Source organism: Nonomuraea sp. LP-02, assembly GCF_036289125.1.
GTDB classification, from domain to species: Bacteria; Actinomycetota; Actinomycetes; order Streptosporangiales; family Streptosporangiaceae; genus Nonomuraea; species Nonomuraea bangladeshensis.
The window spans coordinates 1,023,415-1,047,383 of record NZ_JAXCLK010000002.1; the positions used below are offsets into that span (position 1 = coordinate 1,023,415).

Genomic DNA, 23,969 nt, shown 5'->3' on the forward strand with positions numbered 1-23,969 from the left:
GCGGGGTGACGGGTCAGCGCAGGGTCGGTTCCAGGGAGTTGCGGAGCTGGGCGGCTGCCGTGCGGAGGTAGGCGAGAAAGGAACGCGCCGCCGGGTTGGGGTTGGTCGGTCGCCGCGCCACCCCGATCCGGCGGAACAGCTGCGGCGTGGCCAGGCGGCACACCTGCACCCCCGTCACCCCCATCAACCCCAGGCTGGGCACCAGCGCCACCCCGAGCCCGGCCCGTACCAGCCCGATCGTCACCTCGTAATGATCGCTGCGGCAGCGGATCCGCGGCGTGAACCCCTCCAGCATGCTGGCACGCTCCAGGATCGACACCGGGTGCTCGGCGCCGAAAGTCGTGATCCACGGCTCCTCGGCCAGATCGGCCAGCCGTACCCGCGAACGCTGCCCCGCCTGGTGACCGGTTGGGACCACGAGCAGCTGCGGCTCGTCGAACAGGTGCAGCACCTCCACCCCTTCCGGGCGCTGCCACGGGTCGAGCGCGTGATCGAACACCACCAGCACGTCCAGCGCGCCGCGCTCAAGGTCCGGCAGCAGCTCGTACGGCTGGCCCTCCGCCAGGTCGAGCGCCACGTTCGGGTAGCGGGCGGCGAAGCGCGACAGCGCCAGCGGCAGCAGCCGGTACCCGGCCGACGCGAAGAAGCCGATCCGCAGTTCCCCCGCGTCCATCCGCTGCTGGGCGAGCAGGTCCTTCTCGGCGGCCTCCAGGATGTCGGCCACCTCCTGGGCGCGCAGCGCGAGCCGCCTGCCCGCCTCCGTCAGGCGCAGGCTCTGGGCGTTGCGTTCGACCAGGCCGACGCCCGACTCCTCCTCCAGCTTCGCCAGCTGGTGGGAGACGGCCGAGGGCGAGAGCTTCATGGTTCTGGCCGCGCCGGCGATGCTGCCGGTGCGGAAGATCTCCAGGAGGACGCGGAGCCTGTTACTGCTGAGCACCCGCCCAGCCTAGGAGCGGACTGACGGTCCCGCCCACGAGGTGAACGAGCGCCCGCCCAGGACGGCGCACAGACGCGGCCCAGTCCTGCGGGGGAGTCGCCCAGCTCGCAGATCGATCGGGACGTTCTCCACGGACAGCAGCCTGCCCTCGCAACCGCGGAAAGTGAGGGGGAAGTCGGCGATGCTCGCGCCGGTGCGCAGGTCCACGTCGCGCACCCGGATGGGCGCGTGTGCGGTGGCCGTGTCACCCGTGTTCGGCTTTTCTCACCACCTCAAGGGTCAGTGACAACTCGGGTTCCGGTACGAAGTGGCCGAAGGTGTCGTTGGCGAAGAAGGAGACGCCGGCCACCGCAGCGGCGTGCGCGGTGAGCACATCCCGCTGGTAGAGGTACGTGCGCCGGTCGTCGAGGTAGGTGCGGTACCAGTACCAGGGGTCGACGAAGTCCAGCCCGAGCAGCGGCCGCGGTCCCCCGAGCGCGGCCTTGCTGAGCAGGTTGGGCACGATCTCGGTACGTTCCACCAGCACGGCGAACGTGCTGACCAGAATCGCGTCGAGCGACTGGTAGGCGGCGTCGGTCATGCCCCAGGCAGACCGCTCCACCTCCGCCCGCCAGTAGGTGTCCATCCAGTAGACGAGGCTGTCTCCCATGGCCTCGCGCAGGCGCAGGAAGAACCGTTCGATCCCGGCGGACCGCTGCGGCGTGAGCGGCGGCGCGTTGTCCGGATGCCAGAAGCCGACGAGACCGAACTGGTTGCCGAGCATGACCCCGTCCAGGCCGAAGTCGGCGACGAAGGCGGCCGTCTGGGCGGCGACGAAGTCCCCGGCCGGCAACCCGCCCGGGATGCCGCCGGGGAAGGCTGCGTACGGCCGGGTGTCGGCCGAGAGCGCGGCCGTCACGTCGATCACGCCGGGGACCAGGTGCCCGCCGGCGTCGGCGGTGCCGGCGGCCACCTCCGGGTGCCGTGCCGTCTTCCACTCGCTGCGGCAGAACTCCGGCCCGGGCTCCAGATACTCCAGCAGATTCACCTGGAGCCCGCGGCGCGAGGCCTCCGCGCGTATGGCCGCGTAGATCCCGGCCAGCGTGCGGTAGTCCATCGGCTGCTCGGACAGGATGAACATCGGCCCGGCGGAGTACGGGTTGGCCGAACGCTCCCCGCCGTCGCGCACCCGGGCCAGCCAGTCCGAATTGTGCGCCCGGGCACTGGCGGAAGGCCCGCCGGGGGCGATCGCGAAGCAGTTGTAGCGGGCCCAGTCGAAGCGGTCCTCCCACGACTGGAGGCCCGCGTAGTTCAGCACATGGTCGCCGTTGCCCGCGCAGACGACCACCGTGACCGGCCGGTCGGCCAGCCAGTCGGCGTGATGGTCGAAGAACGCCGCCACGCCGGGCGCGGGGTCACGCAGGTCGTCGAAGATCTTGGGTGTGATCCACAGGCATGCCTCCAATGCGGTCATCGCCGGGCTCCCGAATCTCGCGTGTCGGTCACTTGGCCTCGCCGAACGCCTTGTCCATGCGGCCGAGCAGCGTCGGCACGTCGACCGTTCCGTTGAACAGTTCCTGGATGGAGGTCAGGTGCTCCTGCTGGACCTTCGCGCTGGGCCAGGCCTGGTCCGGGTAGAGCGTGGACTTCCCGGCCTTGACCGCGTCGAGCACCGGCTGCTGCAGCGCGTCGGCCTTGAAGGAGGGGCTGGGGAGCGCGGGACTGCTGCCGGACTCCGTCGCGTACAGCGCCTGTCCTTCCGGCGAGGCGAGGAACTCCATGAACTTCTTGGCCAGAGCTGGGTTCTTGGCCTTGGCGTTGACCCCGTACGCGATGCCCACCGAAACCGGTATGTAGGTGTCGTCGGCGCTGTCGGTGGCGGGGAACGGGCTCATCGAGAACGTGGTGCCCTGGGGCGCGGACTTCAGCGCCGACTGCACGGCGGACAGCACGTGCACGGCGCCCAGCGCCTTGCCCTGGCCGAGCAGCTGCATCTGCTCTTCGTAGCCGACACCGTTGGGGCTGTCGTTGAAGCAGCCCGAGTCCCGCATCTGCAGGTATTTCTCCATGGCCTGCTTCCACCCCGAGGCCGCGAAGGTGGCCTTGCCGTCCTTCTGCTGCTGGGTGAAGGCGGGGTCGGGGCCGTAGACGAGGGAGGCGGTCAGCGCGTACGGCACCAGCTGGGTCACCCACGCGGACTTGAGGCCGAGCGCGAACGGCACGACGTCCTTGGCCTTGGCGGCCTTGCAGAACGCCAGCACCTCCGGCCACGTGGTGGGCTTGGTGAGGCCGCTCTTGGCCAGCGCCTGGTCGTTCCAGATCGCGCCGACGGCGCCGATCGTCACGGGCACGGCCGTGACCTTGCCCGCCGGGTCGCTGGTGACGGCCTTGAGGTCGGCGCTCAGCCCGCCGGCCCAGCTCTCGCCGGAGAGGTCCATCAGCATGCCGTCGGCGCCGAGGTCCCGTACGGCCATGGTGTTGCCGCCGCCCGGCCACATGCGGAACACGTCGGGCGCCGTTCCCGAGGACAGCTGGGTACGCAGTTGCTGCTGGTAGGAGGCATCGTCCTCGGTGAACGTCGTCTTCACCGTAACCCCGGGATTGGCCTTCTCGAACGCCTTCACCGCGGCCTCGGCCGGACCTTGGCCGGCGGCGGCCAGGGTGAGCACTTGCCCGGACGGCGCGGCGGCTTCACCGCCACCCGAGGTCGAGCAGGCGGCGGCCGCCATGGCAAGGCAGCACACGGGTGCGAACGTTTTAATCGATTTCATGAGAGTCTCCGAAATTCAGGGAGCGGGGGAGCGGAGGGCGGCTAGCCTTTGAGGCCGCCCGCGAAGCCCTTGATGATGTGCTTCTGCAGCGCGAGATAGACGACCAGGATGGGAATCACACTGATCACCAGGCCGGCGAAGATCAGCGGCCACTGGGACACGTACTGGCTGACGAAGCCGTAGATCGCCACCGGGGCTGTGGTGTTGTCGCTGCCGCCCAGGTACAGCAGCGGGGTGAAGAACTCGTTCCAGATGCCGACCGCGTTGAGGATCACCACCGTGCCGGTGACCGGGCGCAGCAGCGGGAACACCACGGTCACGAAGGACCGCAGCGGCCCGCATCCGTCCAGCAGCGCGGCCTCCTCGTAGTCGAGCGGCAGTTCGCGCAGGAACATCGTGTACAGGAACACGGAGAAAGGGATCTGCTGCCCGACGTTGATCAGGATCACCGACCAGAGGGAGCCGAGCAGGTCGAGGTCGCGCATGGTGGCGTACAACGGGAGCAGCGCGAGCTGACCGGGGACGAGCAGGCCGCCGATGACGAAGGAGAACGTGTACCGCGACCAGCCGCGGGTCACGCGGGCCAGCGGGTAGGCGGCCATCGCCGCGAAGGCGATGATCAAGGCGACGCTGACGATCGTGATGAGGAAGCTGTTGGCCAGTGCCGCGCCGAGGCTGGCCTGCTCCCAGGCCGCGGCATAGTTGTCGAAGGTGGGCGGGAACGCGAAGGCCAGCGTGCCGGTCTGGCTGTCCTGCGGCTTCAGCGACACGTTGAGCAGGCCGACGAGCGGCACGAGGAACACCAGCGCGAGCAGGATCAGGCTCACTTCGCGAAGCAGCGTCCGCCAGGTGTATCGCGCGTGCATCAGGAGACCTTCCTCTGCGTCAGGCGGAACTGGAGTGCTGCCAGGACCGCGATGACCACGGTCATGACGACGGCAAGCGCGATCGAGAACGGGAAGTCGCCGAGCGAGAAGGCGCTCTTGTAGATCGCCGTCGAGATCGTCTCGGTCGCGGTGCCGGGCCCGCCGCCGGTCATGGCCATGACCTGATCGAACTGTTTGAGCCCGCCGATCAGGCAGAGCATCACGTTGATCACGACGGCGCCGTTGAGCAGCGGCAGCACCACGCGGCGGAACTTGCTCCAGGCGCCTGCCCCGTCGATCGTCGCCGCCTCCAGCACCTCGGCGGGGATCGCCTGCAGCCCCGCCAGGTAGATCACCATGGAGTAGCCGGAGAACTGCCAGACGATCTCCAGGACGATCGCGTACAGCGCGGTGTCCGGATCGCCGAGCCAGTCGTGCGCCAGCCCGCCCAGTCCCACGGCACGCAGCGCCTCGTTGATCGCGCCGTTGGGCGAGAGCAGGAAGCTCCACACGTACCCGGCCACCAGCGGTGTCAGCACCACCGGCGCGAAGAAGATCACTCGGAGCGCGTAGCGGCTCTTGACCATGCTGTTCACGCCCAGGGCCAGCAGCAGGCCGACGACGTTCTGCACCACCATGGCCAGCACGGCCAGGACCAGGGTGTTGACCAGCGCGTCCCGCGCCGTGCGGTCGGAGAAGACGGAGGCGTAGTTGTCCAGGCCGACCAAGGACCAGTCGGGGCGCAGGCCGTTCCAGTCGGTGAAGGAGAACATCGCGCCCCGGACGCTGGGGACGACGACGATGAAGAGGTAGATCGAGATCGCCGGTACGACGAACCACCACGGCGCGCGGACCCCGACCTTGCGGCGGGAACCGCCCGCGTCGCCACGAATCGGCCGGGTGGCGGGTTCACTCACGTCAGACGGTGTCGTCGTGGCATGAGGCACAGCCACGTGTGACTCCTCTCGCAGGCGCCGTGATCGCGTCCGTAAGCGCGCAAGCGTGTGCTGCCGGACGTGAGGGGGGCGGGGGTGATCGCGGCCGTCATCGGGCCATTGCTTCAAGATCGTGAATCGATTCACGGGATTTCGGGCAGATTACGCGCCCCCTCGAAGGCGTGTCAATGGTGCCCCTGTCCGGAGAGTGGTTTCGTGAATCCATTCACGCCTGCGCTAGGCTGACACGCGCCGACGTATCGCAGTGAGGAGCCCGATGACCTCTGGACCCGCGCCGAAGAAGGCCGACGCCTCCGCTGCCACGGTCGGCGATGTCGCAGCGCGCGCCGGGGTCTCTCGTGCGACCGTGTCCTACACCTTCACCCAGCCGAACCGGGTCTCCCCGGACCTGCGCCGGCGCGTCCTCGCCGCGGCCGACGAGCTCGGCTACGTCGGCAACGACGCGGCGCGGCGGCTGCGGGTCGGCCACAGCCTCGCGCTCGGATTACTGGTCTCCAACATGAGCAACCCCGTCTACGCGGAGCTCGCGGCGGGCGCGGAGGCGGAGGCCGCCGCGCACGGTCGCTTCATCCTCGTCGCCAACAGCGACGAGAGCCCCGCACGCGAGCGCGCCTATCTCAACTTCTTCGAGTCCCAGCAGGTGAGCGGCATCCTCGCCGCCCCTGTCGGCGACGTGCCCGCGGAGCTGCTCGGGCTGCGGGAGCGTGGCACGCCGTTCGTTCTCGTCGGCGTCGCGCCCGGCCCGCACAGCTATCCGGCGATCTCGGGCGACAACGAGCGGGGCGGCCATCTCGCTGCCTCGCACCTGCTCGCCCAGGGGCGGCGGCGACTGATCTTCATCGGCGGCGCGCACCCTCACGTCGACCTGCGGCTGGCCGGGGTCAAGCGGGCTGTCGAGGAGTCTCCGGAGCCGCCGGCGCTGGAAATCATCCGCACTCAGGTGCAGACCGCGAAGGTCGGCGAGGCGGTCGCGCGTACGCTGCTCCGGCGCCGGGCGGCCGGCTTCCCCGACGGCATAGTCGCGGGCAACGACCTGCTCGCCCTTGGCCTCCTGCACGGGCTGATCGTGGGCGGGGTCCGGGTGCCCGAGGATCTCTCGCTGGTCGGCTATGACGACATAGAGTTCGCCGACTTCGCGATCGTGCCGCTCACGACCATCCGCCACCCGTCCGCGACCCTCGGGGCAAGCGCCGTCCGGATCTTGCTCGGTCTCGAGAGCGAGCAGGACGTGGAGGGGCGTTTCGAGCCGGAGCTCGTAGTCCGCGCGACATCTCTTCCCGTCGCGGGAGACCGCGCGTAACAGGCTGTTGACATGGCCGCAACGTCGTCACTACGCTCCGCCCATGTCGTGAATCGATTCACGATCATGGAAACCGTGGTGCTCCACACCGCGTCCTGGAGGCACGATCATGAGATCGAAACGTCCCCACACTCATGGCAGCCGCCGGATCGCCTCGGTGGCCGCCACCGTGGCCCTGGCGCTGACCCCGGCCACCCCCGCCGCCGCGATCGTCTCCGGGACGTTACCCGAAGTCGCCGCTCTCGACCCGACCACGATCGACCTCGCCGACTTCACCGGCCTGGAACAGCAGATCGCCCCCTACCTCGCCAACCTGGCGCCGCTCGCCAACAGCGTCAACGACGACAGCACCACGAACCACGGGTACATCACCTGCAACTGCTGGCGTACGGGGCAGGGGCCCAGCGACGCGCGGGTCATGGAGAACGTCCTCACGCTCGCCTACTTCTACACCGCCGACCGCCCGTGGAACCCGTACCACCGGGACACGGCCCTGCGCCAGCGCCTCGAAGCGGCCCTGCGGTTCCTGCTCAGCATCCAGAACGCCGACGGATCGTTCCCGCAAGGCGGCGGCGACGTGCATTCGCGAGCCGCGACCGGGTTCGCGCTCGAACTGTACGCGGTCATGCTGGAGCTCCTCGACGCCGACGGCACGCTGGATCCGGCGCTGGTGTCCGGCCTGACCAACGCCATGCGGAAGGCGAGCACGTGGTTCCTGGAGGACGAGGAGGTCTGGGGGCCACGCGGCGCGCAGTTCGCCAACCAGGTCGCCGGCGGGCTGGTGGGCATCTCCCGCCTCCTCCGCCGCTTCGACGACGCGGCGCTGCGTGCGAGGTTCGAGCAACGCCTCACCGACCACGAGCGGATCTCGCAGGGCGCGGCCGGTTTCTTCCGCGACGGTACGGTCGCCCACCGCTACAGCCTCGAAGTCGAGGCGGAAGACCTCGCCGGCTGGGCCGATCCCGCGACCCGGGCGACGATCGACCGGATGCAGACGCGTTACATGGACTGGGCCCAGTACAACCTGCTCTACGACAAGCGGCTCGACGGCTATTTCATCAACACGGCCATCGACTCCCGGCACCGCGGCTGGAACTACGCGAGCGAACTGCCGATCGGCTCCAACAACCTCTGGGGTGCGGTGATCCCGCAGGCACGTGCCTACTCGGCCACCCGGGAGGAGATGGAGGAGCGCCGTGCCGCGTTCGCCGCAGCGGGGTGGCAGACTTCCGTCGCGCCGCTCATCGCCCCGACGTGGGCGTACCTCGATCCGTCGATCATCCGCGACATCGTGTTGCGGGAGGAGTACTACCCGGCCGCGGCCGAGCGCCGGGCGGCCATCGGCACGCTGCGCCCCTACGCCGGTGCCCCGTACACCGAGCATCGCTCGGACGCAGCCACCGGCCAGCAGTTCGTCTTCGCGAAACGCCCCGGCTACGTCGTCGGCATGGGCTTCGGCAAGCACTTCAACACCCAGTACGGGTTCTGGGACAACCAGCGGTTCGGGCTCAACTACCTCTACGACCCGAAGCTGGGGGTCATCGTCCAGGGGCAGAACGCCCCGCAGATCGGCGCGCCGCGTACCCGCCCGGTGGACGCGGAGCTGTCGTGGGGCACCGGCTGGACCGCGGCGGACGGTGTGCATTTCGACGCCTACGACCAGCCCGTTCCCACGTTCTTCCGTGACGGATCCCCCGTCGATCCCGCGACCGTGGGCGATCTCGATCCGCTGGAGATCCGCTACGCCGCGGCGGGCGGGCCCGTGTCCAAGTCCGTGACCCTCGGGGACCGGCTCCAGGTGCGGGTCGAGGCCGGTTCCGCGCAGTTCTTCGAACGTGTCCCGCTCGTCCTGGAGGAGGGCGACACGCTGCAGTGGATCAGCAGCGGCCCGGCCGTCGCGCTGAAGGTCGGTTCCCGGGCGACGGCCGAGAACGTCACCGGGCTCGTCGTGAACCGGGACGGCCGGAGTGTGGAGATCCGCTGGACCGGCGCGGGCGCGGCGACGCTGTGGCCGTCGGCTTTCCCGGTCGCGGACGGGAACCGTAGGCTGCAGGTCCTCGACATCAAGGCCACGGGGCGGCTCGCCTACGACATCCGGATCCTGGGCGACGCCTGCTCCGGGTCGGACGAGCGGGCGACGGTCTTCATCGGCAACCGGGACACCGGTGTCGCCAACCCCGACGACGGCACCGGCTGCACGGTCGCCGACCTTCTGCGGGCCGGCGAGCAATGGGAGAGCCACGCCGCGTTCGTCGTCCACGCCACGAAGACCGCCGACGCGGTCGCCCGCAAGCGTGTGCTGAGCCGGCGCGACGCCGCACGCCTGGTGGTCGCCGCGGCCCGCTCCGACGTGGGGCGCGACCTCGTCACCGCCGCACCGGGCCAGGCGAACGTCGTGGCCGGGCAAGAGCTTGCGGTAGGGATCTCAGGGCGGAGCATCGCCGAGGTGACGGTCTCGGGACCGTGCCTCACCGGCGACGGCACCACCTCCGGCCCCGGCGAGGTGAAGGTCGCCATCCGGGAGACGATGCTCCCCGGACCGTGCCGGCTCACGGCCGAGACGGTGCGTGACACGGGGACGACCGAGGTCGACACCTTCCAGGTGGAGATCGTGCCGGACGCCCAGGGCGTGGTTTTCCGCGACAGCTTCTCGTCGGCGGCGACGTACGAGGCGTGGAGCGCCGTCGACGGCGTCTGGACCGTGACGGACGGCGTGTATCGCCAGCAGGACACGACACGCACGGGCTGGAAGTCCGTCGTCGACGACCTGAAGATCGGCGACGGCTCCGTCGAGGCCGGCATTCACTTCCGGACACTCGCGACCTCGACCGCCTTCGGCGGCATCCAGGTGCGGACGGTGAAGCCCGGCGACGCCTACACGCAGTCCGGATACATGATCTATCTCCGCCCCAACGGCTCGGTGGACGTCTTCCGCGCCGGCACGGGCGTCATCGCGACGGGCACCGGGGCGGCGGTCACCGGACCGACAACGCTCCGGGTGGTGCTTCGTGGGGCCGAGATCCGCGCCTTCGTCGGCGTGGACCCGGAACCCCGCGTCACCGTCACCGACCCGGACCCGATCAACGGGCCGGGATATGTGCAGCTCGTCACGGGCCGCGCGGCCGTCGACTTCGACGACGTCCGCGTGGCCACCCCGCTGCCGAGCCGTTGACGCCCCCTTTCGCACGTCGCCGTGCAGGCTCGCTGCGACACGCCATTCCCGGTCGTCCCCGTACGCGTCACTAGGAATGAGTCTCACATGAACCTTGGACCCCACCGCCGTCCCTGGCCGTCTCTCGTCTTCCGCGTGCTCGCGGCCGCGTCCGTCCTCGTCGGCATGGTGGCTGTCGTCGTCGCACCACAGACTGCCGTAGCCGCGGTCGCCGACACGTCCATCTACCCGGTGCAGTCGATCTACCCCTTGTCGACCGACTACCGGCTGACCGTCAACGGCCGCAACGTGCCGGTGCAGAAGCACGCCGGCTACAACGGTTACCAAGGCTACGACGTCGCACAGTTCGCCATGGGCGACGGCGACGCCACCCTGGCGGTCACGAAGATCAACAACACGAACATCGGCGCGTACAGCATCAGCCCGCAGAAGCTCGGTATCGTCGGCTCCGTCAGCGGTCCCACCCTCACCTTCACCGTGCACGACAACGCCTACTTGATCGTCAAGGTCGATGGCCGGCCCGACCTCGTCATAGCGATCGACCCGGGGGAGAATGATCGACCCCCATCCAGCGGAACGGGGATCTTCAACGTCCGCAACGCCCCGTACTCCGTGCAGCCGGGCAGCGGCTACGTCACCACCGCGTTCCAGCAGGCGCTGAACGACGCCGCCGCGTGGGGTTCGGCCAACGGCCGGCAGGGCATCGTCTACGTGCCGCCCGGCGTCTACACGGTCGGCAACCTGTACCTGCGCAGCGACCTTGCGCTCTACCTGGAGCAAGGCGCGGTGCTGCGCTACACCGGCGAGCGGGCCAACTACACCGCGCACTGGCACAAGGATTCCCAGAACCGCGACGTCACCTGGTTCATATCGACCCGCTACTCGTCAAACAACATCTCGATCTACGGGCGTGGAGTCATCGACGGCAACGGGGCGGCGTCGCTGCAGCCCGGCAATCTTGGCGTCAACCTGCTCACGCCCATCTACACCAACGGGTTCACCGTGGACGGGGTCACCTTCCGCGAGTCGAGCAGCTGGGCCATCATGCCGACTCGCTCGTCGAACATGACCTTCCGCAACCTGAAGATCTTCAACCGCTTCGGCATGGGCGAGAATGACGGTATCGACGTCATGGAGTCGTCGGACGTGATCGTCAGCAACGCGGTCGGCATCGGCCATGACGATCCGTTCAGCACCAAGACCTGGGACAACACCGTGGATCTGTTCCGCAATGTGCCCGGCGACCCCAGGCCGCTCTCCAGGGTGACCTTCGAAGACCTCCTGTCGTGGACGTTCTGCTACGGGCTCAAGGTCGGCCAGGGCGTCTTCCAGAACCAGGAGAGCGTGACGTTCCGCCGTGCGGTCGTCTACGACGCCGCCGTCGGCATGGGCGTCCACCACAAGTACGGCTCGGGCGCGGCCTCCCAGATACGTTTCGAGGACGTCGACGTGGAACGGCTGAGCTACAGCAACGACGGCAACCGCACCTGGCTCGCCCTGTGGACCGGCAACACCCACGGCGTCGGCCCAGTCAGCGGGGTCACCGTGACCAACGCGCGGATCCGGAACGCCGGCACGACCCCGGGCCGGATCAACGGCCAGCCCGGTGCTCCCATCACCGGTGTCACGCTGGACCGGGTGTACATGCCCGGCAGTTCGACCTCGGCCACGTCACTCAGCCAGATGAACATCACCAACCTCTCCGACTACGGCCCCGTGACTATCACAGGCTGACGCGCAGTCACCCTCGAGTTACGCGGGTGTCCACGGTTGTGAGCGAGGCAGCCGGCCGGGCACGTCGCGCCTCGGCTGTCGGTTCCTGAAGAGAACGTCACGCTGATTGTGCTGCTGACGTTGGCGTAGCCGTTCCGGTAGGCGGAGTTGTTGATGAAGGTCGCGTCGGGCCGGTGGACGAGCACCTGGCCCGCCGCGCTCTTCTCGACCGAGGGCGTCACCTTGCCGACGCGCCCTTCCTGCGGCTCACCGGCCGCTGCCGTACGATCACCTCTTGCCGGAACCCGGTCGGCGTCGCGATGACGGCGGTGTCCGGATAGGTCGTCAGGCCGCCCGCCCGTGGCGCCGTACCGGGAGCGAGGCCAGTCCTCGCAGGAACAGGTTCTCCCTGTACGGCGGTACGGGGTCGGCCTGGCTGGAGGGCCCGCCGGGGTCGGCGTAGCGGGCGGCGCCGGCTCGCAGGACCATAGCGCCGACGTGGTGGGCGACGATGTCGTGCATCTCGCGAGCGATGCTCTCGCGCTCGGCCAGCTGGTCGGCGCGCACCTGAGCCAGCGCGCGCAGACGCAGCCGTTCCGCCTGGCTCGCGGCCTGCCGGGCCCGCAGGTAGCGGCCGCTCGCCACGGGGGCCACGACGAGCGTCATCAGCGCCAGGACACGCGTCGGCTGCCTCTCGGCGGCCGGCCCGGCGTCGCCCATCGCGGCGGTGAAGGCGACGACGGCGAGCACGGCGACGAGGTAGACGACGGACGTCCAGAGCCAGGAAGCCACACGCATGGCGAACACGCCCGCGGCGACGAGGACGAGCATGACACAGGTGGCCGTCGCCTCCTCGAAGTACCGGTCGGCCAGCAGCATGAGGAGGACCTGAAGGACGAACACCAGCCCCGGCAGCCGCCGCGCGACGCCCAGGGACAGGCCCGCTAGCACCACCACCGATGCGGTGACCCAAAGCGGCCCGCCGGCGGTGTCCCAGCCCGTCCAGGTGTTCAGGACGGTCAGGGTGAGCCCGCCGCCGGCCAGCAGCACGTCCGGAGTGACGTCGCGCTCGGGAAGACGTCCGGCCGGACCGCGCAGGTAGACGCCGATCAGGACGGGCACCACAACGGCTCCGGCGCAGTACCACCAGGTGTCGGCCGTGATGGGGTGGCCCGGATCAGCCAGGTTGACCGCGGTGGCCGCGCCCACGACCAGGGCCGAGCAGGACACGGTGAGCGGCCCCGTCCTGTGGGCGACGACACCGAGGGCCACCAAGAGCAGGATCTGCACGGTGTTGACGGTGAACGCGCCGAGCTGGTCGGTGAGGATGAGCAGCCCCGCCAGGTAGCCGGTCACCGCCACCGGCCACCGCCGCAGGAACCCCATGGGAGCTCCGGCCAGCACCGAGAAGGCGCCGCAGATCACCACGGGCGCCGACGGGGTCCCCCAGGTATGCCACGTGGTCAGGACGTCGAAGCCGATGGCGGCCGTCACCAGCAGGATATTGAGCGCCTTGCCACGCCATCGCATGCGTCAACGGTATCCAGACACGCCCCGGAGATTGATACTCCCGTAGGAGAAGCAGGCGCCGGCCGAACGCAGATCCTGCTGACCACGCTCAACGGCTACCGTGCCGACCGGCAGGCGATCATCGGGGAGATCGCCCAGTGCGCCGGGTCAACATGACCGGATCTCTCTCGCATATGGCCACCCCGACCGGCACGACGTCCTTCTCACCCGCCACCTGCCGCCGGAGATCCCCGGCCATTCATCGCTGGAACGTACAGCCTGGCCGGCCTGGCATCGTCCTGTTCACGGTCCTGGTCGAACAGGTCATGAGCCGCACGCCCGGCTGACCCGACGCTGGGCAAACGCCCGCGCGCTGCTGGCAGGCGCCGCCGGCGACGACACCATGACTCGCGCGGACCGGGTCCTGGTGCACGACCACCGCCAGGAGGTCATCAGGGCCGTGCAGAACGAGGTGACCCGCGCCAAGCGCGCCGAGGATTGCCCCGAGCCTGAGCCACTCGGCCGGTGCCCTGCTGGCCGGCTACCCCTCGAGGACCGGCTGGCACGGCTTCGAAGCGCGCCCGTGGTACTGCCAGTCGGCGGTATCCGCCTGCTGCCGGAGGAGATGTAGGGGCGCGATTGATCGCAGGCCGGATATGGTGCTGCGGTGAATGGGGACGATTCGGTCGGGCCGCGCCGCCCTGGTATGCGTCAGGTCGCGCGAGAGGCCGGTGTTTCACCGACAACCGTGAGCAACGTCCTCAACAATCCCGAACTGGTCGCCGAGGGGACGCGCCGGCGCGTGCACGCGGCGATGGAGCGCATGGGGTATCTGCCCGACAGCGCCGCCAGACGGTTACGGGGGATACCCAGTCCGCTGGTCGGCGCGGTGACGCTGGACATCGCCGGGCCGTTCTTCACCGAGGTGTGCCGGGGGGTGGAGGACCGGCTGCTCCAGGACGGCTGCATGCTCATGACCTGCAGCACCGACTTGCAGCCGGGGCGAGAGCAGCACTACCTGCGGGAGTTGGAGAAGCAGCGCGTGCGCGGCGTGCTCATCACCCCGGTCGAGGCCGATCTGGACTCGCTGGTCGCCCTGGCCGCGCGTGGTGTCCCGGTGGTGCTGCTGGACCACAGGTCCGACGGCCGGCTGTGCTCGGTGTCTGTCGACAACCAGTGGGGTGGTGAGCAGGTCGCGGGACACCTGATCGCCTTGGGGCACCGGCGGATCGCGTTGCTCAGTGCCGCGATCGAGGTGCAGCAGACCGCCGAGCGTCACGCCGGCGTGCGCAAGGCGTTCCTCAAGGCCGGCCTGGACCCCGGCCGGGGGGTGCTGGACGTCCGGGTGCCGTCGCCCGATATCACCGAGACCGCCGCGGCGGCGTTGGAGGATGTGCTGGGCGCGGCTGATCCGCCCACCGCGATTCTCTGCCTCAACGACTCGGCGGCGCTGGGCGTGATCGGGGGCTTGAAGGAGCGAGGGGTCGCGGTGCCGGGCGAGATGTCGGTCGTGGGGTATGACGACGTGGCGTTCGCCGCCCAGCTCGCCCCGCCCCTGACCACCGTGTGGCAGCCGAAGCGCGAGCTGGGCCGGGTCGCGGCGGAACTGCTGCTGGACGAGGCCCGGGCGGGGCACCGGCATCAGAAGCTGGTCTACCGGCCGCAGCTGGTCGTCCGCGAGTCGACCGCGGCCCCCTGCCGTTGACGCGTCCGGGCTCCGAAAGTTTCAGAACAGGTGCGGCCTTCTCGCCGCCGCTGACCTGAAAGGAAACAATTCCGGCAGAGGATGAAGGCCGGCGTCTCGTTGACACTCTGATCAGGGTCTTCTTACGGTGTGCTCGCTCGACACCTCCCCAGACGTCCGCCCATCGATTGGACGCTCAATGAAACGTTTATCCCTGCTCTCCACGGTGCTCGGCAGCACCGTATGCCTGGTGGCCGCGGGCGCGGTCGCCCTGCAGTCTCCTGCCGCCGCGGCGGTGGCCTGCGAGGTGGACTACGCCGTCACCACCCAGTGGGCCGGTGGATTCACCGGCAACGTGACCATTCAGAACGTGGGCGAGGCGATCAACGGCTGGCACCTGGACTGGTCGTTCACCGCCGGACAGCGGATCATCCAGGCGTGGAACGCCACGGCCACCCAGAACGGCCCGGCCGTCAGGGCGCAGGACGCGGGTTACAACGCCGCGATCCCCCAGGGCGGCAGCACGACGTTCGGCTTCAACGCCTCCTGGAACGGCGCCAACCCGGCGCCCGACTCGTTCGCGCTCAACGGCGTCACCTGCACCGGCGAAGGCGGCGAGCCCACCCCCACCGTCACCCCCACGGTCACTCCTACGGTCACCCCGACCTCCGTTCCCGAGGATGCCAAGCAGGCCGAAGACCTCGACCGAGGCCTGATCAGTGTCCGCTCCGGCAACGGCAACCTGGTCTCCTGGCGGCTGCTGGGTACCGAGCCCCGTACGACGTCCTTCAACCTCTACCGGGGCGGCACGCGCCTGGCGACCGTCACGAACTCCACTAATTACCTGGACTCCGGGGCCGCCTCGGACGCCTCCTACACAGTTCGCCCGCTCAGCGGCGACACCGAGGGCCCCGCCTCGGAGAGCTCGCTGCGCTTCGGCAGCGGCTACCTCGACGTGCCGATCACACCACCGTCCTCCGGCCACCACGCCAACGACGCCAGTACCGGCGACCTCGACGGCGACGGCCGCCTGGACCTGGTGCTGAAGTGGGAGGCCAACAACTCCAAGGACAACTCCCAGTCCGGCGTGACCGACCCGGTCTACCTCGACGGCATCAGGCTGGACGGCACCCGCCTGTGGCGCATCAACCTGGGCCGCAACATCCGCGCCGGCGCCCACTACACCCAGTTCCAGGTCTACGACTACGACGGCGACGGCAAGGCCGAGGTCGCCATGAAGACCGCCGACGGCACCGTCGACGGCCGCGGCACCGTCATCGGCAACGCGAGCGCCGACCACCGCAACTCCGGCGGCTACATCCTGTCCGGCCCCGAGTACCTGACCATGTTCAACGGCCAGACCGGCGCGGCGATGTCGACGGTGAACTACGACCCGCCCCGCGGCAACGTCTCCTCCTGGGGCGACAACTACGGTAACCGCGTGGACCGGTTCCTGGCCGGCACCGCCTACCTGGACGGGCAGCGGCCCAGCCTCATCATGGCCCGCGGCTACTACACCCGCGCCGTGATCGCCGCCTGGGACTTCCGCGACGGCCGCCTCGTCAAGCGCTGGACGTTCGACACCAACGCCTCCGGCAACGGCTCCTACGCCGGCCAGGGCAATCACAGCCTCACCGTCGGCGACGTGGACGGCGACGGCCGCGACGAGATCCTGTACGGGGCCGCGGCCATCGACGACAACGGCGCCCGCCTGTGGAACGTCGGCTGGGGCCACGGCGACGCCGCCCACCTCGGCGATCTCGACCCGGGCCGGGCGGGCCAGGAGTACGTGAAGATCTCCGAGTCGGCCAACCGGCCGGGCCTGTACATGGTCGACGCCCGTACCGGCCAGGTGCTGTGGCAGACCGGCACCGGCGCGGGCTCCGACGGCGAGGGCCCGGCCCGCGGCGTGTCCGCCGACGTCTACGCCGGCAGTTCCGGCGCCGAGTCCTGGGCCGCCGGCGCGGGACAGAACGGGCTGCGCAACACCTCCGGAACGGTCATCGGCCGCCAGCCGTCCTCGGCCAACTTCCTGTCCTGGTGGGACGGCGACCCCGTGCGTGAACTGCTGGACCAGACCAGGATCGACAAGTACGGCACCAGCGGCGAGACCCGCCTGCTGACCGCCTCCGGCGTGCACAGCAACAACGGCACCAAGGCCACCCCGTCACTGGCGGGCGACATCCTCGGCGACTGGCGCGAAGAGGTCATCTGGCCCACCACCGACAACCGCGCCCTGCGCATCTACGCCACACCCCACCTGACCACCGTCAAGATCCACACGCTGCTGCACGATCCGCAGTACCGGGTGGCTCTGGCCTGGCAGAACACCGCCTACAACCAGCCGCCGCATCCGAGCTTCTTCATCGGCAACGGCATGAGCACCCCGCCCCAGCCCAACGTGTACCTGCGCTGACGCCTGCCGAGCAATCCGCGGATGAGGACGGTGGAGCACCCGGCTACGTGCGCTTCTGGCCTGGCCGCGACGATGACCATGCTGTCCCGCCAGCGGTGGGGCACGCCTGGAAACCACCGAGACGCGGCCAGCTCGGTGAAGCGGCAGCCGAAGGTCGGCAAGCGGCGTCCTGCGGTTTGAGGAAGTCGTCCGCGGCCGGCGGGGACTGAACGGGCCAGAACTTGTTGCATCGGATCATGGCCAAGGGCAGCGCGCGGCTCGGGTACCGGTCCGGGGACTACGGCTGTTGCCAGCATCGCCGGCTCCTGCACCCAGCTCGGCGATGCTGGCGTCGTGGTCGCGGAGCGTGCGCACGACGGTGGCCGCCAAGAGGGCACCAGCCCCTGTTGGCGGCGCCTTGGGTGATGACCGAGCGGGAAGCGATCTCGCGGAGGCTGAGGTCCTGACCGCGCAGATACAGCACCACGGACATCAGGCTCCCATCCGCGGCGCCGCCGATCTCCTTGCTGTCCCTGCCGTCCTTGCGGGCGTTTCGTGGCCCTTCAAGGTGCGGTCGCGGATGTCTTCGCGTCCCCCGAGGGGGCTGCGAGCACGGTGAACACCACGCCGGACGGATCGTGGCTGCCTTGCAACTCGGCGGTGAGGGACTTCAGGCGGAGCCCCAGGCGCGCAGCCGTTCGGCGAACTCGGCCAGGGACAGGATCGCGGCGGGCACGCACCGGGAGGGCCGGACGCCGGACGGCTGTTTCATAGGCGTTCATGGTGAAACATCGCTCGGGCGTGTCAGGTGCGCTCGGTGTCTTGCCGCTGATCGGTGTGTTCGTGGATGGCGGCCCAGGAGGCGAGCAGGCGGAGCGCGTCGTCGGACGGGGAGCCGGCGCCGATGATCGTTATCGAGCCTGACCGATCCCGCCATGTCTGAGCCGAAACCAGCCTGCACGTCCATCGCCCTCGGGTTCGCTCTCGCTGAAGAACCTTCGCCGTGAGGATCCCTGGGTTCAGCATCGGATGCGTGCAACTCGCGTCCGATGCGAACCCGGGATGGATCGCCAACCCTTGTGACCTGTACAAAGGGCGAGTCACCGCCGGTCAGGGCTATATCCGTTGGATTCCGCCATTGCGATCGGGACCCCGATGACCGTCGTCACTCCCGCCGTCATGGCAGGCGCATCCCTCGTCACCAACCGCGACCCGCGGCATTCTGCACGAGATGCTGCTCGCCCCGGTCCGCCGGGAAAGCCTGCTGATCGGCAAATGCCTGGGCGCCACAGCCGTGGCGAGCTGCCAAGGCGCTCTGCTGCTCCTGCCCGCCGGACTCCTCGGCATCCCCTACGGTCCGATCACGCTCACCCTCGTAGTGCTCGAACACCGCCGAGACCTTCCACGCCGTCACCGGATTTCTCTCCCTGCCCCTGCTGTTCCTGTCCGGCGTCATGTTCCCGCTTACCGTATGACAGATAATGCAAGTTCTGTGTCATATCGCGATGAGGCAAGCGCTCATCGTCGATGTTCGTCTCATGGGACACGGGTGACGATCCCGTGTTCATATGCGTAGATCGCTGCGTGCACGCGGGTCCGGAGGCCGAGTTTGGTGAGAATTCGGTTGACGTGGGTTTTGACTGTGCCCTCCTCGACGGTGCACGCGGCGGCGATCTCGCCGTTGCTCAGTCCTCGGGCTAGGAGGCGTAGCACGTGGTGTTCGCGCGGGGTCAGCAGGTCGAGTTCGGGGGTGGCAGGGCGCGGGGACAGCGCGGCGAAGCGGCTGATCAGGCGGCCGGTGACCTGTGGGTCGATCAATCCCCTGCCCTGGTGGAGCTCGCGGACCGCCGCGACGAGCACGTCGGGATCACTGTCCTTCAGCAGGAAACCGGCCGCTCCTGCGCGCAGCGCGCCGAACAAGTACTCATCGAGGTCGAACGTGGTCAGGGCGAGCACGCGGGGGGCGGATTCGGCGGCGGCGAGGCGGCCGATGGCGGCGATGCCGTCCATGCCCGGCATCCGCAGATCCATCACCACCACGTCCGGCCGGCGCGACAGGGCCTGGTGCACCGCCTCGGCGCCGTCGGCGGCCGTCACGATCACGTCAATGTCGGGCTCGCCGTCGAGGATGAGTCGCAGCGCCTCCCGCGCCGCCTCCTGATCGTCGGCGACCAGCACCCGGATCGTCACCACACGCTCCCTTCCCTGGGCAGGTCGGCACGGACCCGCCAGCCGCCCGTTTCGACCGGGCCCACCGACAGGGTGCCGTCGAGCAGGCGCACCCGTTCCCTCATGCCGCGCAGGCCCCGTCCCTCGGCCTGAGGCGCAGGGACCGGGGCGCCGTTGTCACAGATCTCGATGCGCAGGCCGCGGTCGTCCTGCCGCAGGTGGACGGTGACCTCGGTCGCGTCCGCATGCCGTACGGCATTCGTCAGCGCCTCCTGGACCACCCGGTAGGCGGTGTGATCGACAGCCGGCGGTAGCGCGTCCCCGGTGCCGGAGCGGCGCACGGTGACCGTCCGGCCCGCGCTAGTGAGCCGTCCGGCCAGGCACTCCAGGTCGGCGGTGCCGGGCTGGAGGGTGGCCGGGTGCTCATCGAGCGTCCGCAGCAGGCCGCGTACCTCGGTGAGCGCCGACAGCGACAGGTCCGAGATCGTCTGCAGGGCTTGCTTGGCGGGCGCGTCGCCGGGGGCCCGCCGGGCCGCCGCGGCCTGCAGTCGGATCGCGGTCAGGTGGTGGCCGACGCTGTCGTGCACGTTTCTGGACAGCCAGGTACGCTCCTCGGCCAGCCCGCGCTCCGCCTCGGCCCGCTGCAGTCGCAGCGACTGGTCGGCCCGATCCCGGTGCAGCCGCAGCGCGTAGCCGGTGGCCACGGGCGCGACGCTCATGATCACTATGCTGCTCAGCTCCGGGACGCCCTCGCCTCCCATCACCATCCCCGTGCCGAGAATCCAGCACGTGGAGACCGCCAGCACCAGGCCTGGACGCCGCGGGCGGTGGTAGACCGCCGTGCAGAACAGGACCATCGTGACCAGCATCCCCTCCCAGCGGTGCAGTTGCGCCATTCCGGCCAGTGCGATCACCGCCGACGTCGCGGCGGCGGTCAGCGGCAGCACCCGGCGGATCAGCAGAGGGAGGCTCACTCCGGTGCTGAAGACAGCCAGGAGCGGCAGGTCGGCCGGGACCCGCCGATGCAGTGCCGTCAGCAGCGCCGCGGCGCTCGCGGCGCCGGCGACGAGCAGAACCTCCCTGCGCCAGTGCATGTCACGATGATGCCGGACCGCAGGTGGCGCCCGCGGGCGGGAGTTGCCCAGTGGTCAGGTAGCGGTGCACGTGGCCGCGGACGCAGGGGTTGCCGCTCCAGTAGAGCGCGTGCCCGCCCTTGGCCGCCAGGTAGCGGGCGCCGTCGAGTTGCGCGGCGACCCGGCGTCCGTAGGCGGGAGCAGCCGTGTCGTCGTACTCGCCGTTGGCGATCAGGATCGGCGGCAGGCCGCGCGGGCGGATTGGATGGGGCGGGTAGGACGTCTTCTTGGGGAGCCCAGTGCAGAGGCCGGCCATCGGCCAGGCCGCGGTCCAGCCGATGCGCGGCGCGGTCTTTCTCAGCCTTGCCTCCATGGCCTTGATTTCACGGTATGCGGTCGGGAACGGGAAGTCGGCGCACATTGTGATCCTGCTGAGGTCCGGGTCGGGCGCCCCGGCCAACGGCTTGGCGAACCGGGTGGCGTCACCCGCGTCCGCCTCGGCCAAGGACGTGGCCAGGTCGGGCCACGTCGCATCGAACGAGACGGTCGCGCGGGAGGCGATCAGGGCCGCGCTGGCCGCGGCACCCGCTCCGGCACCGGGCGCGGGAATGGGCTGTTCGGCGGCGCGGGCCATGACATCGTCCCACACCTTGAGCACGTCGCGGCCGTGCAGCGCGCACCTTCGGTCGGTGTCGCACCAGTCGGCGAAGCGGTGCAGGTTGTCTTCCTTGACCTTGCCTCTGGCCAGGACCCATTCATCCCACGACCGGTTGGTGTGGTCGATCAGGCTGTCCAGGTACATGCGGCCGATATGGGACGGGAAGTACTCGGCGTAGGCCACGCCGAGGACGCCGCCGTAGGAGTTGCCGTAGTAGTTCAGCTTTCGCTCGCCCAGCGCCACCCGGACGGCTTCCAGGTCGCGGGCTCCCTGCCAGGTGTTCAGGTTGCCCTTGAGCGGGCCGGCGGCTTCGGCGCATCCCAGGCCGAAGCGGTGGTTCTGCTTTGTGTACTGGGCGAAGGCTGCACGGTTAGTGAACACCCACTGCCCGTTGGCGGGATACGGCGCCGGTCGGGGGCAGCGTACCTCGGTGCTCGCCTCGAACCCGCGCGGGTCGAAGAGCACCACGTCGAACCAGGTCGTCAGGTCGGCGAGGGTGTCCTTCACCTGGCGCAGGATCGAGATCTGCTGGGCGGGGCCGCCCAGGTTGAGGACGAGCGTGCCCTTCCTGGTGACCGGGTCACGCGCGGGGAGCTTGGCGAGCCCCAGCGTGATCTGCTTCCCTTCTGGAGCGGCCCAGTCGGCGGGCACGGTGATCTGGTCACATTGCAGGCCGTCTCCGCAGTCCTGCCAGGACAGCCCGGTGTCCGCCGCCGCGGGCGTCCCCGCTGCTACGGGGAGCAGCATTGTGCCGAGCACGGCAATGATCGTCTTCTTCATGGCCCTCAGCCTGGCCGAGTGGCATGCCGCCAGTCGTCCACCTTTCGATAGATCCTCACGCGTGCGCACCGGCGATCACCTTCAAAGGGATGGTTCACCGCCTGCGCCGCACGTCGGTCAGGCGATCCGGCTTCATGCCGACGCTCCGCCACTGGAGGTTTCGTGCCGGCTCCAGGTCGAGGTCGACTGGCATCATGCCGCGCTCGGCGGACCTGGCCGCTTCATGCCCGGCGTCACCAGGAATGAGCGCACCGTCATGTTCGACGCCGAGACCATGACGGTTATCTTGGGTGACTCTTAGGAGCGGACCGGTGAACCGGGTTTGGTGTCACATGCGTCGACCCTGTGCGGGATGATGGTCGACGGTCGCCCTGTCGTGATCTCTGACGGGAGTCACTGACCAGCCAACCCCTTGGGGGAGAGGTGCCTGATGGCCCTGCCGGTGGTGACTGATGCGGGGGAGTGGCGCGCGAAGGCGTTGGCGAGAGCAGCTGAGGCGCGGAAGGCGCACGGCGCGGCGTGCGGCCTCAAGTAAGTCATGCGAACTGAGAGGCTTTCGTGGATTTTACGATCTGCCAGTTTCTGGGGCACACATGCGAAGATGGCCGGGACTCGCCTATCTGGCACGCGCAGATGCAGGTGGCGGCATGTGCGCATCTGCTGAATGAGTGGCTGCAGGAGGACACCCCTGACAAGGAAGCGGTCGGCATTCGCCTCCTCGTCGATGTTCGTGAAGTGACGCAGGCCCCCGCCGGGCCGGAGACCGCCTCCCTCGTGAACGCCGGGGTGTTTCCGGCCTTATCGCCCTATGGGCCGGTGCGCGAGCCGCTCTCCTGCGAGCCGATCCCTCTCCCCGGGGTGGCCACGGCCGTGGAGCGCGCCCTGCTCGGCACGCCGGCGTCACGGCGCGTCGAACTGATGTCCGCCGCTCTTCGGGCGTCGATCGAAGACTGGGCCGAGGAGGCGGCGCTGGTGAGGGTCGCCGACCCGGCCGGTGGCGACGTCCAGGGGGAAACGCATGTCGTGCTTCTGTCCTCCTCCAGCCTGATGCGTCTCAGTGTCGTGCGGGTGGACGATCGCGGGCTCGACCGTGACCCGGCCTGTTCCTTCGCGGGGCATTGGTGCGACAGCGGAGCCCGGCCGGGGGAGGGGAGTCACGCGCTCACCGAGGCGAGGCTGCGGCCCATCTGCGCGGGAACTGCTCTTCACGCCCCGCTGGACCTCTTCGGCTACGGCCCGTTCAAGATCGAATGGGTGCGGCATGGGCTGCCGTCCTCAGCTGGAGTGGACGCCATCCGGACGTGGTGGAGAAGTAGCGCGTGGAGCCGACGGTATCTCGAGGATTACCTGCTCGACGAGCTGCCCGTCCCTGACGATCCGCAGGCGTATTTCGACGATCCGGACAATCTGACGGAGCAGCCTGATCCGCTCGAACTGGGCGACCCGGACACCGGCCGGGCATGGTGGGGAGGGGAGGTCGGCGCCGGGCTCCAGCCTCTGGACACGACGGAGTTCTTCCGGGAACTGCAGTCCTTCCGTGCCGCCTGCCTGCAGGAAGCAGTTGGCACGGAGGCGGCAGAGCTGGTGCCGTATCTCCTGAACGAGCTTCTCGACCGCCCCATCCGCCGCGTGGGCGGTCCGGAACGCCGTTTACGGGTGTGGGCCGATGCCGACGAGGACGGCCGCTTCTGGCGGGATGCGACAGACGAGGTCTACCGGTACGGCCATGGGCGCAGGCTCTTGATCCTTGGTCCGGAGGAGGCGATGTACATCGTGTTCAAGGATGAGCAGAATCCCTGAGCCTCCGTCGTACCTGCTCATGTGAGAGATCCCGGCGCTCATACCGAGCTTGCGTGGGCCGCACCTCGGAGGGGCACGACCGGAATACGCCCGAAAGGTGCCACCCTCTGTGGCGGCCCTGGTCCCGAGCTTGACGTTCCGGCTCGAACACCGATGGATAAGTCGGGCGCCACTCTGCGACTGTCCGTGTTTGCGTAGCTCGCGGTG

Annotated in this window: 17 protein-coding genes; 7 read left to right on the plus strand and 10 right to left on the minus strand. The window is 69.3% G+C overall.

What is annotated here, in order from left to right:
- Positions 1-13: 13 nt before the first annotated feature.
- The 5 genes from SMD20_RS48100 to SMD20_RS48120 form a co-directional block, all read right to left on the minus strand.
- Entirely contained in the window at positions 14-937 is a 924-nt protein-coding gene (locus SMD20_RS48100; protein ID WP_329594667.1) for a LysR family transcriptional regulator, read from the minus strand.
- Between the two features lie 244 nt (positions 938-1,181).
- Positions 1,182-2,390, minus strand: a complete 1,209-nt coding sequence (locus SMD20_RS48105) for a hypothetical protein (RefSeq protein WP_329594668.1) — start codon at positions 2,388-2,390, stop codon at positions 1,182-1,184.
- Between the two features lie 28 nt (positions 2,391-2,418).
- Complete coding sequence (locus tag SMD20_RS48110) at positions 2,419-3,687, minus strand: ABC transporter substrate-binding protein (RefSeq protein ID WP_329594669.1); 1,269 nt, start codon at positions 3,685-3,687, stop codon at positions 2,419-2,421.
- Positions 3,688-3,728: 41 nt separating this feature from the next.
- Complete coding sequence (locus tag SMD20_RS48115) at positions 3,729-4,553, minus strand: carbohydrate ABC transporter permease (protein ID WP_329594671.1); 825 nt, start codon at positions 4,551-4,553, stop codon at positions 3,729-3,731.
- Positions 4,553-5,470: a carbohydrate ABC transporter permease gene (locus SMD20_RS48120; RefSeq protein ID WP_329594673.1), complete on the minus strand. Its 918-nt coding sequence runs from the start codon at positions 5,468-5,470 to the stop codon at positions 4,553-4,555. The genes SMD20_RS48115 and SMD20_RS48120 overlap by 1 nt, the downstream gene beginning before the upstream one ends.
- A 295-nt stretch (positions 5,471-5,765) precedes the next feature.
- Here SMD20_RS48120 and SMD20_RS48125 point away from each other — a divergent pair, with 295 nt between their 5' ends.
- From SMD20_RS48125 to SMD20_RS48135, 3 genes are all read left to right on the plus strand, one after another.
- The gene (locus tag SMD20_RS48125) at positions 5,766-6,809 is read left to right on the plus strand and encodes a LacI family DNA-binding transcriptional regulator (protein WP_329594675.1); all 1,044 of its coding nucleotides are present in this window, start codon (positions 5,766-5,768) and stop codon (positions 6,807-6,809) included.
- A 109-nt stretch (positions 6,810-6,918) separates the two neighbouring features.
- Positions 6,919-9,981: a hypothetical protein gene (locus SMD20_RS48130; RefSeq protein ID WP_329594677.1), complete on the plus strand. Its 3,063-nt coding sequence runs from the start codon at positions 6,919-6,921 to the stop codon at positions 9,979-9,981.
- A gap of 135 nt (positions 9,982-10,116) precedes the next feature.
- Positions 10,117-11,715 carry a glycosyl hydrolase family 28 protein gene (locus SMD20_RS48135; protein WP_329594678.1) on the plus strand — a complete coding sequence of 533 codons (1,599 nt, stop codon included), beginning with the start codon at positions 10,117-10,119 and terminating at the stop codon, positions 11,713-11,715.
- 324 nt (positions 11,716-12,039) lie between these two features.
- On the opposite strand, the gene SMD20_RS48140 is transcribed toward SMD20_RS48135, so the two are convergent.
- Positions 12,040-13,224 carry a histidine kinase dimerization/phosphoacceptor domain-containing protein gene (locus SMD20_RS48140; RefSeq protein WP_329594680.1) on the minus strand — a complete coding sequence of 395 codons (1,185 nt, stop codon included), beginning with the start codon at positions 13,222-13,224 and terminating at the stop codon, positions 12,040-12,042.
- A 685-nt stretch (positions 13,225-13,909) separates the two neighbouring features.
- On the opposite strand from SMD20_RS48140, the gene SMD20_RS48145 reads away from it, so the two are divergent.
- Together SMD20_RS48145 and SMD20_RS48150 are read left to right on the plus strand one after the other, a co-directional pair.
- Positions 13,910-14,908 (plus strand): LacI family DNA-binding transcriptional regulator, encoded by a 999-nt coding sequence (locus tag SMD20_RS48145; RefSeq protein ID WP_329594780.1) that lies wholly within the window; start codon positions 13,910-13,912, stop codon positions 14,906-14,908.
- A 178-nt stretch (positions 14,909-15,086) separates the two neighbouring features.
- Positions 15,087-17,303: a rhamnogalacturonan lyase family protein gene (locus tag SMD20_RS48150; protein ID WP_329594682.1), complete on the plus strand. Its 2,217-nt coding sequence runs from the start codon at positions 15,087-15,089 to the stop codon at positions 17,301-17,303.
- Between the two features lie 1,177 nt (positions 17,304-18,480).
- On the opposite strand, the gene SMD20_RS48155 is transcribed toward SMD20_RS48150, so the two are convergent.
- The 4 genes from SMD20_RS48155 to SMD20_RS48170 all read right to left on the minus strand — a co-directional run bounded on the left by SMD20_RS48155 (position 18,481) and on the right by SMD20_RS48170 (position 21,962).
- Positions 18,481-18,696, minus strand: coding sequence for a hypothetical protein (locus SMD20_RS48155; protein ID WP_329594684.1), 216 nt, complete (start codon positions 18,694-18,696; stop codon positions 18,481-18,483).
- A gap of 122 nt (positions 18,697-18,818) precedes the next feature.
- Complete coding sequence (locus tag SMD20_RS48160; protein WP_329594686.1) at positions 18,819-19,460, minus strand: response regulator transcription factor; 642 nt, start codon at positions 19,458-19,460, stop codon at positions 18,819-18,821.
- Between the two features lie 8 nt (positions 19,461-19,468).
- Positions 19,469-20,545 (minus strand): sensor histidine kinase, encoded by a 1,077-nt coding sequence (locus tag SMD20_RS48165; protein WP_329594688.1) that lies wholly within the window; start codon positions 20,543-20,545, stop codon positions 19,469-19,471.
- Position 20,546: 1 nt separating this feature from the next.
- Positions 20,547-21,962 carry an alpha/beta fold hydrolase gene (locus SMD20_RS48170; protein ID WP_329594690.1) on the minus strand — a complete coding sequence of 472 codons (1,416 nt, stop codon included), beginning with the start codon at positions 21,960-21,962 and terminating at the stop codon, positions 20,547-20,549.
- Between SMD20_RS48170 and SMD20_RS48175 the strand changes: the two genes are divergently transcribed.
- Together SMD20_RS48175 and SMD20_RS48180 are read left to right on the plus strand one after the other, a co-directional pair.
- On the plus strand, positions 21,946-22,263 hold the full coding sequence (locus tag SMD20_RS48175; RefSeq protein WP_329594692.1) for a hypothetical protein: 318 nt from the start codon (positions 21,946-21,948) through the stop codon (positions 22,261-22,263). The genes SMD20_RS48170 and SMD20_RS48175 overlap by 17 nt on opposite strands.
- A gap of 257 nt (positions 22,264-22,520) precedes the next feature.
- Positions 22,521-23,762 carry a hypothetical protein gene (locus SMD20_RS48180; RefSeq protein ID WP_329594694.1) on the plus strand — a complete coding sequence of 414 codons (1,242 nt, stop codon included), beginning with the start codon at positions 22,521-22,523 and terminating at the stop codon, positions 23,760-23,762.
- Positions 23,763-23,969: the final 207 nt, after the last annotated feature.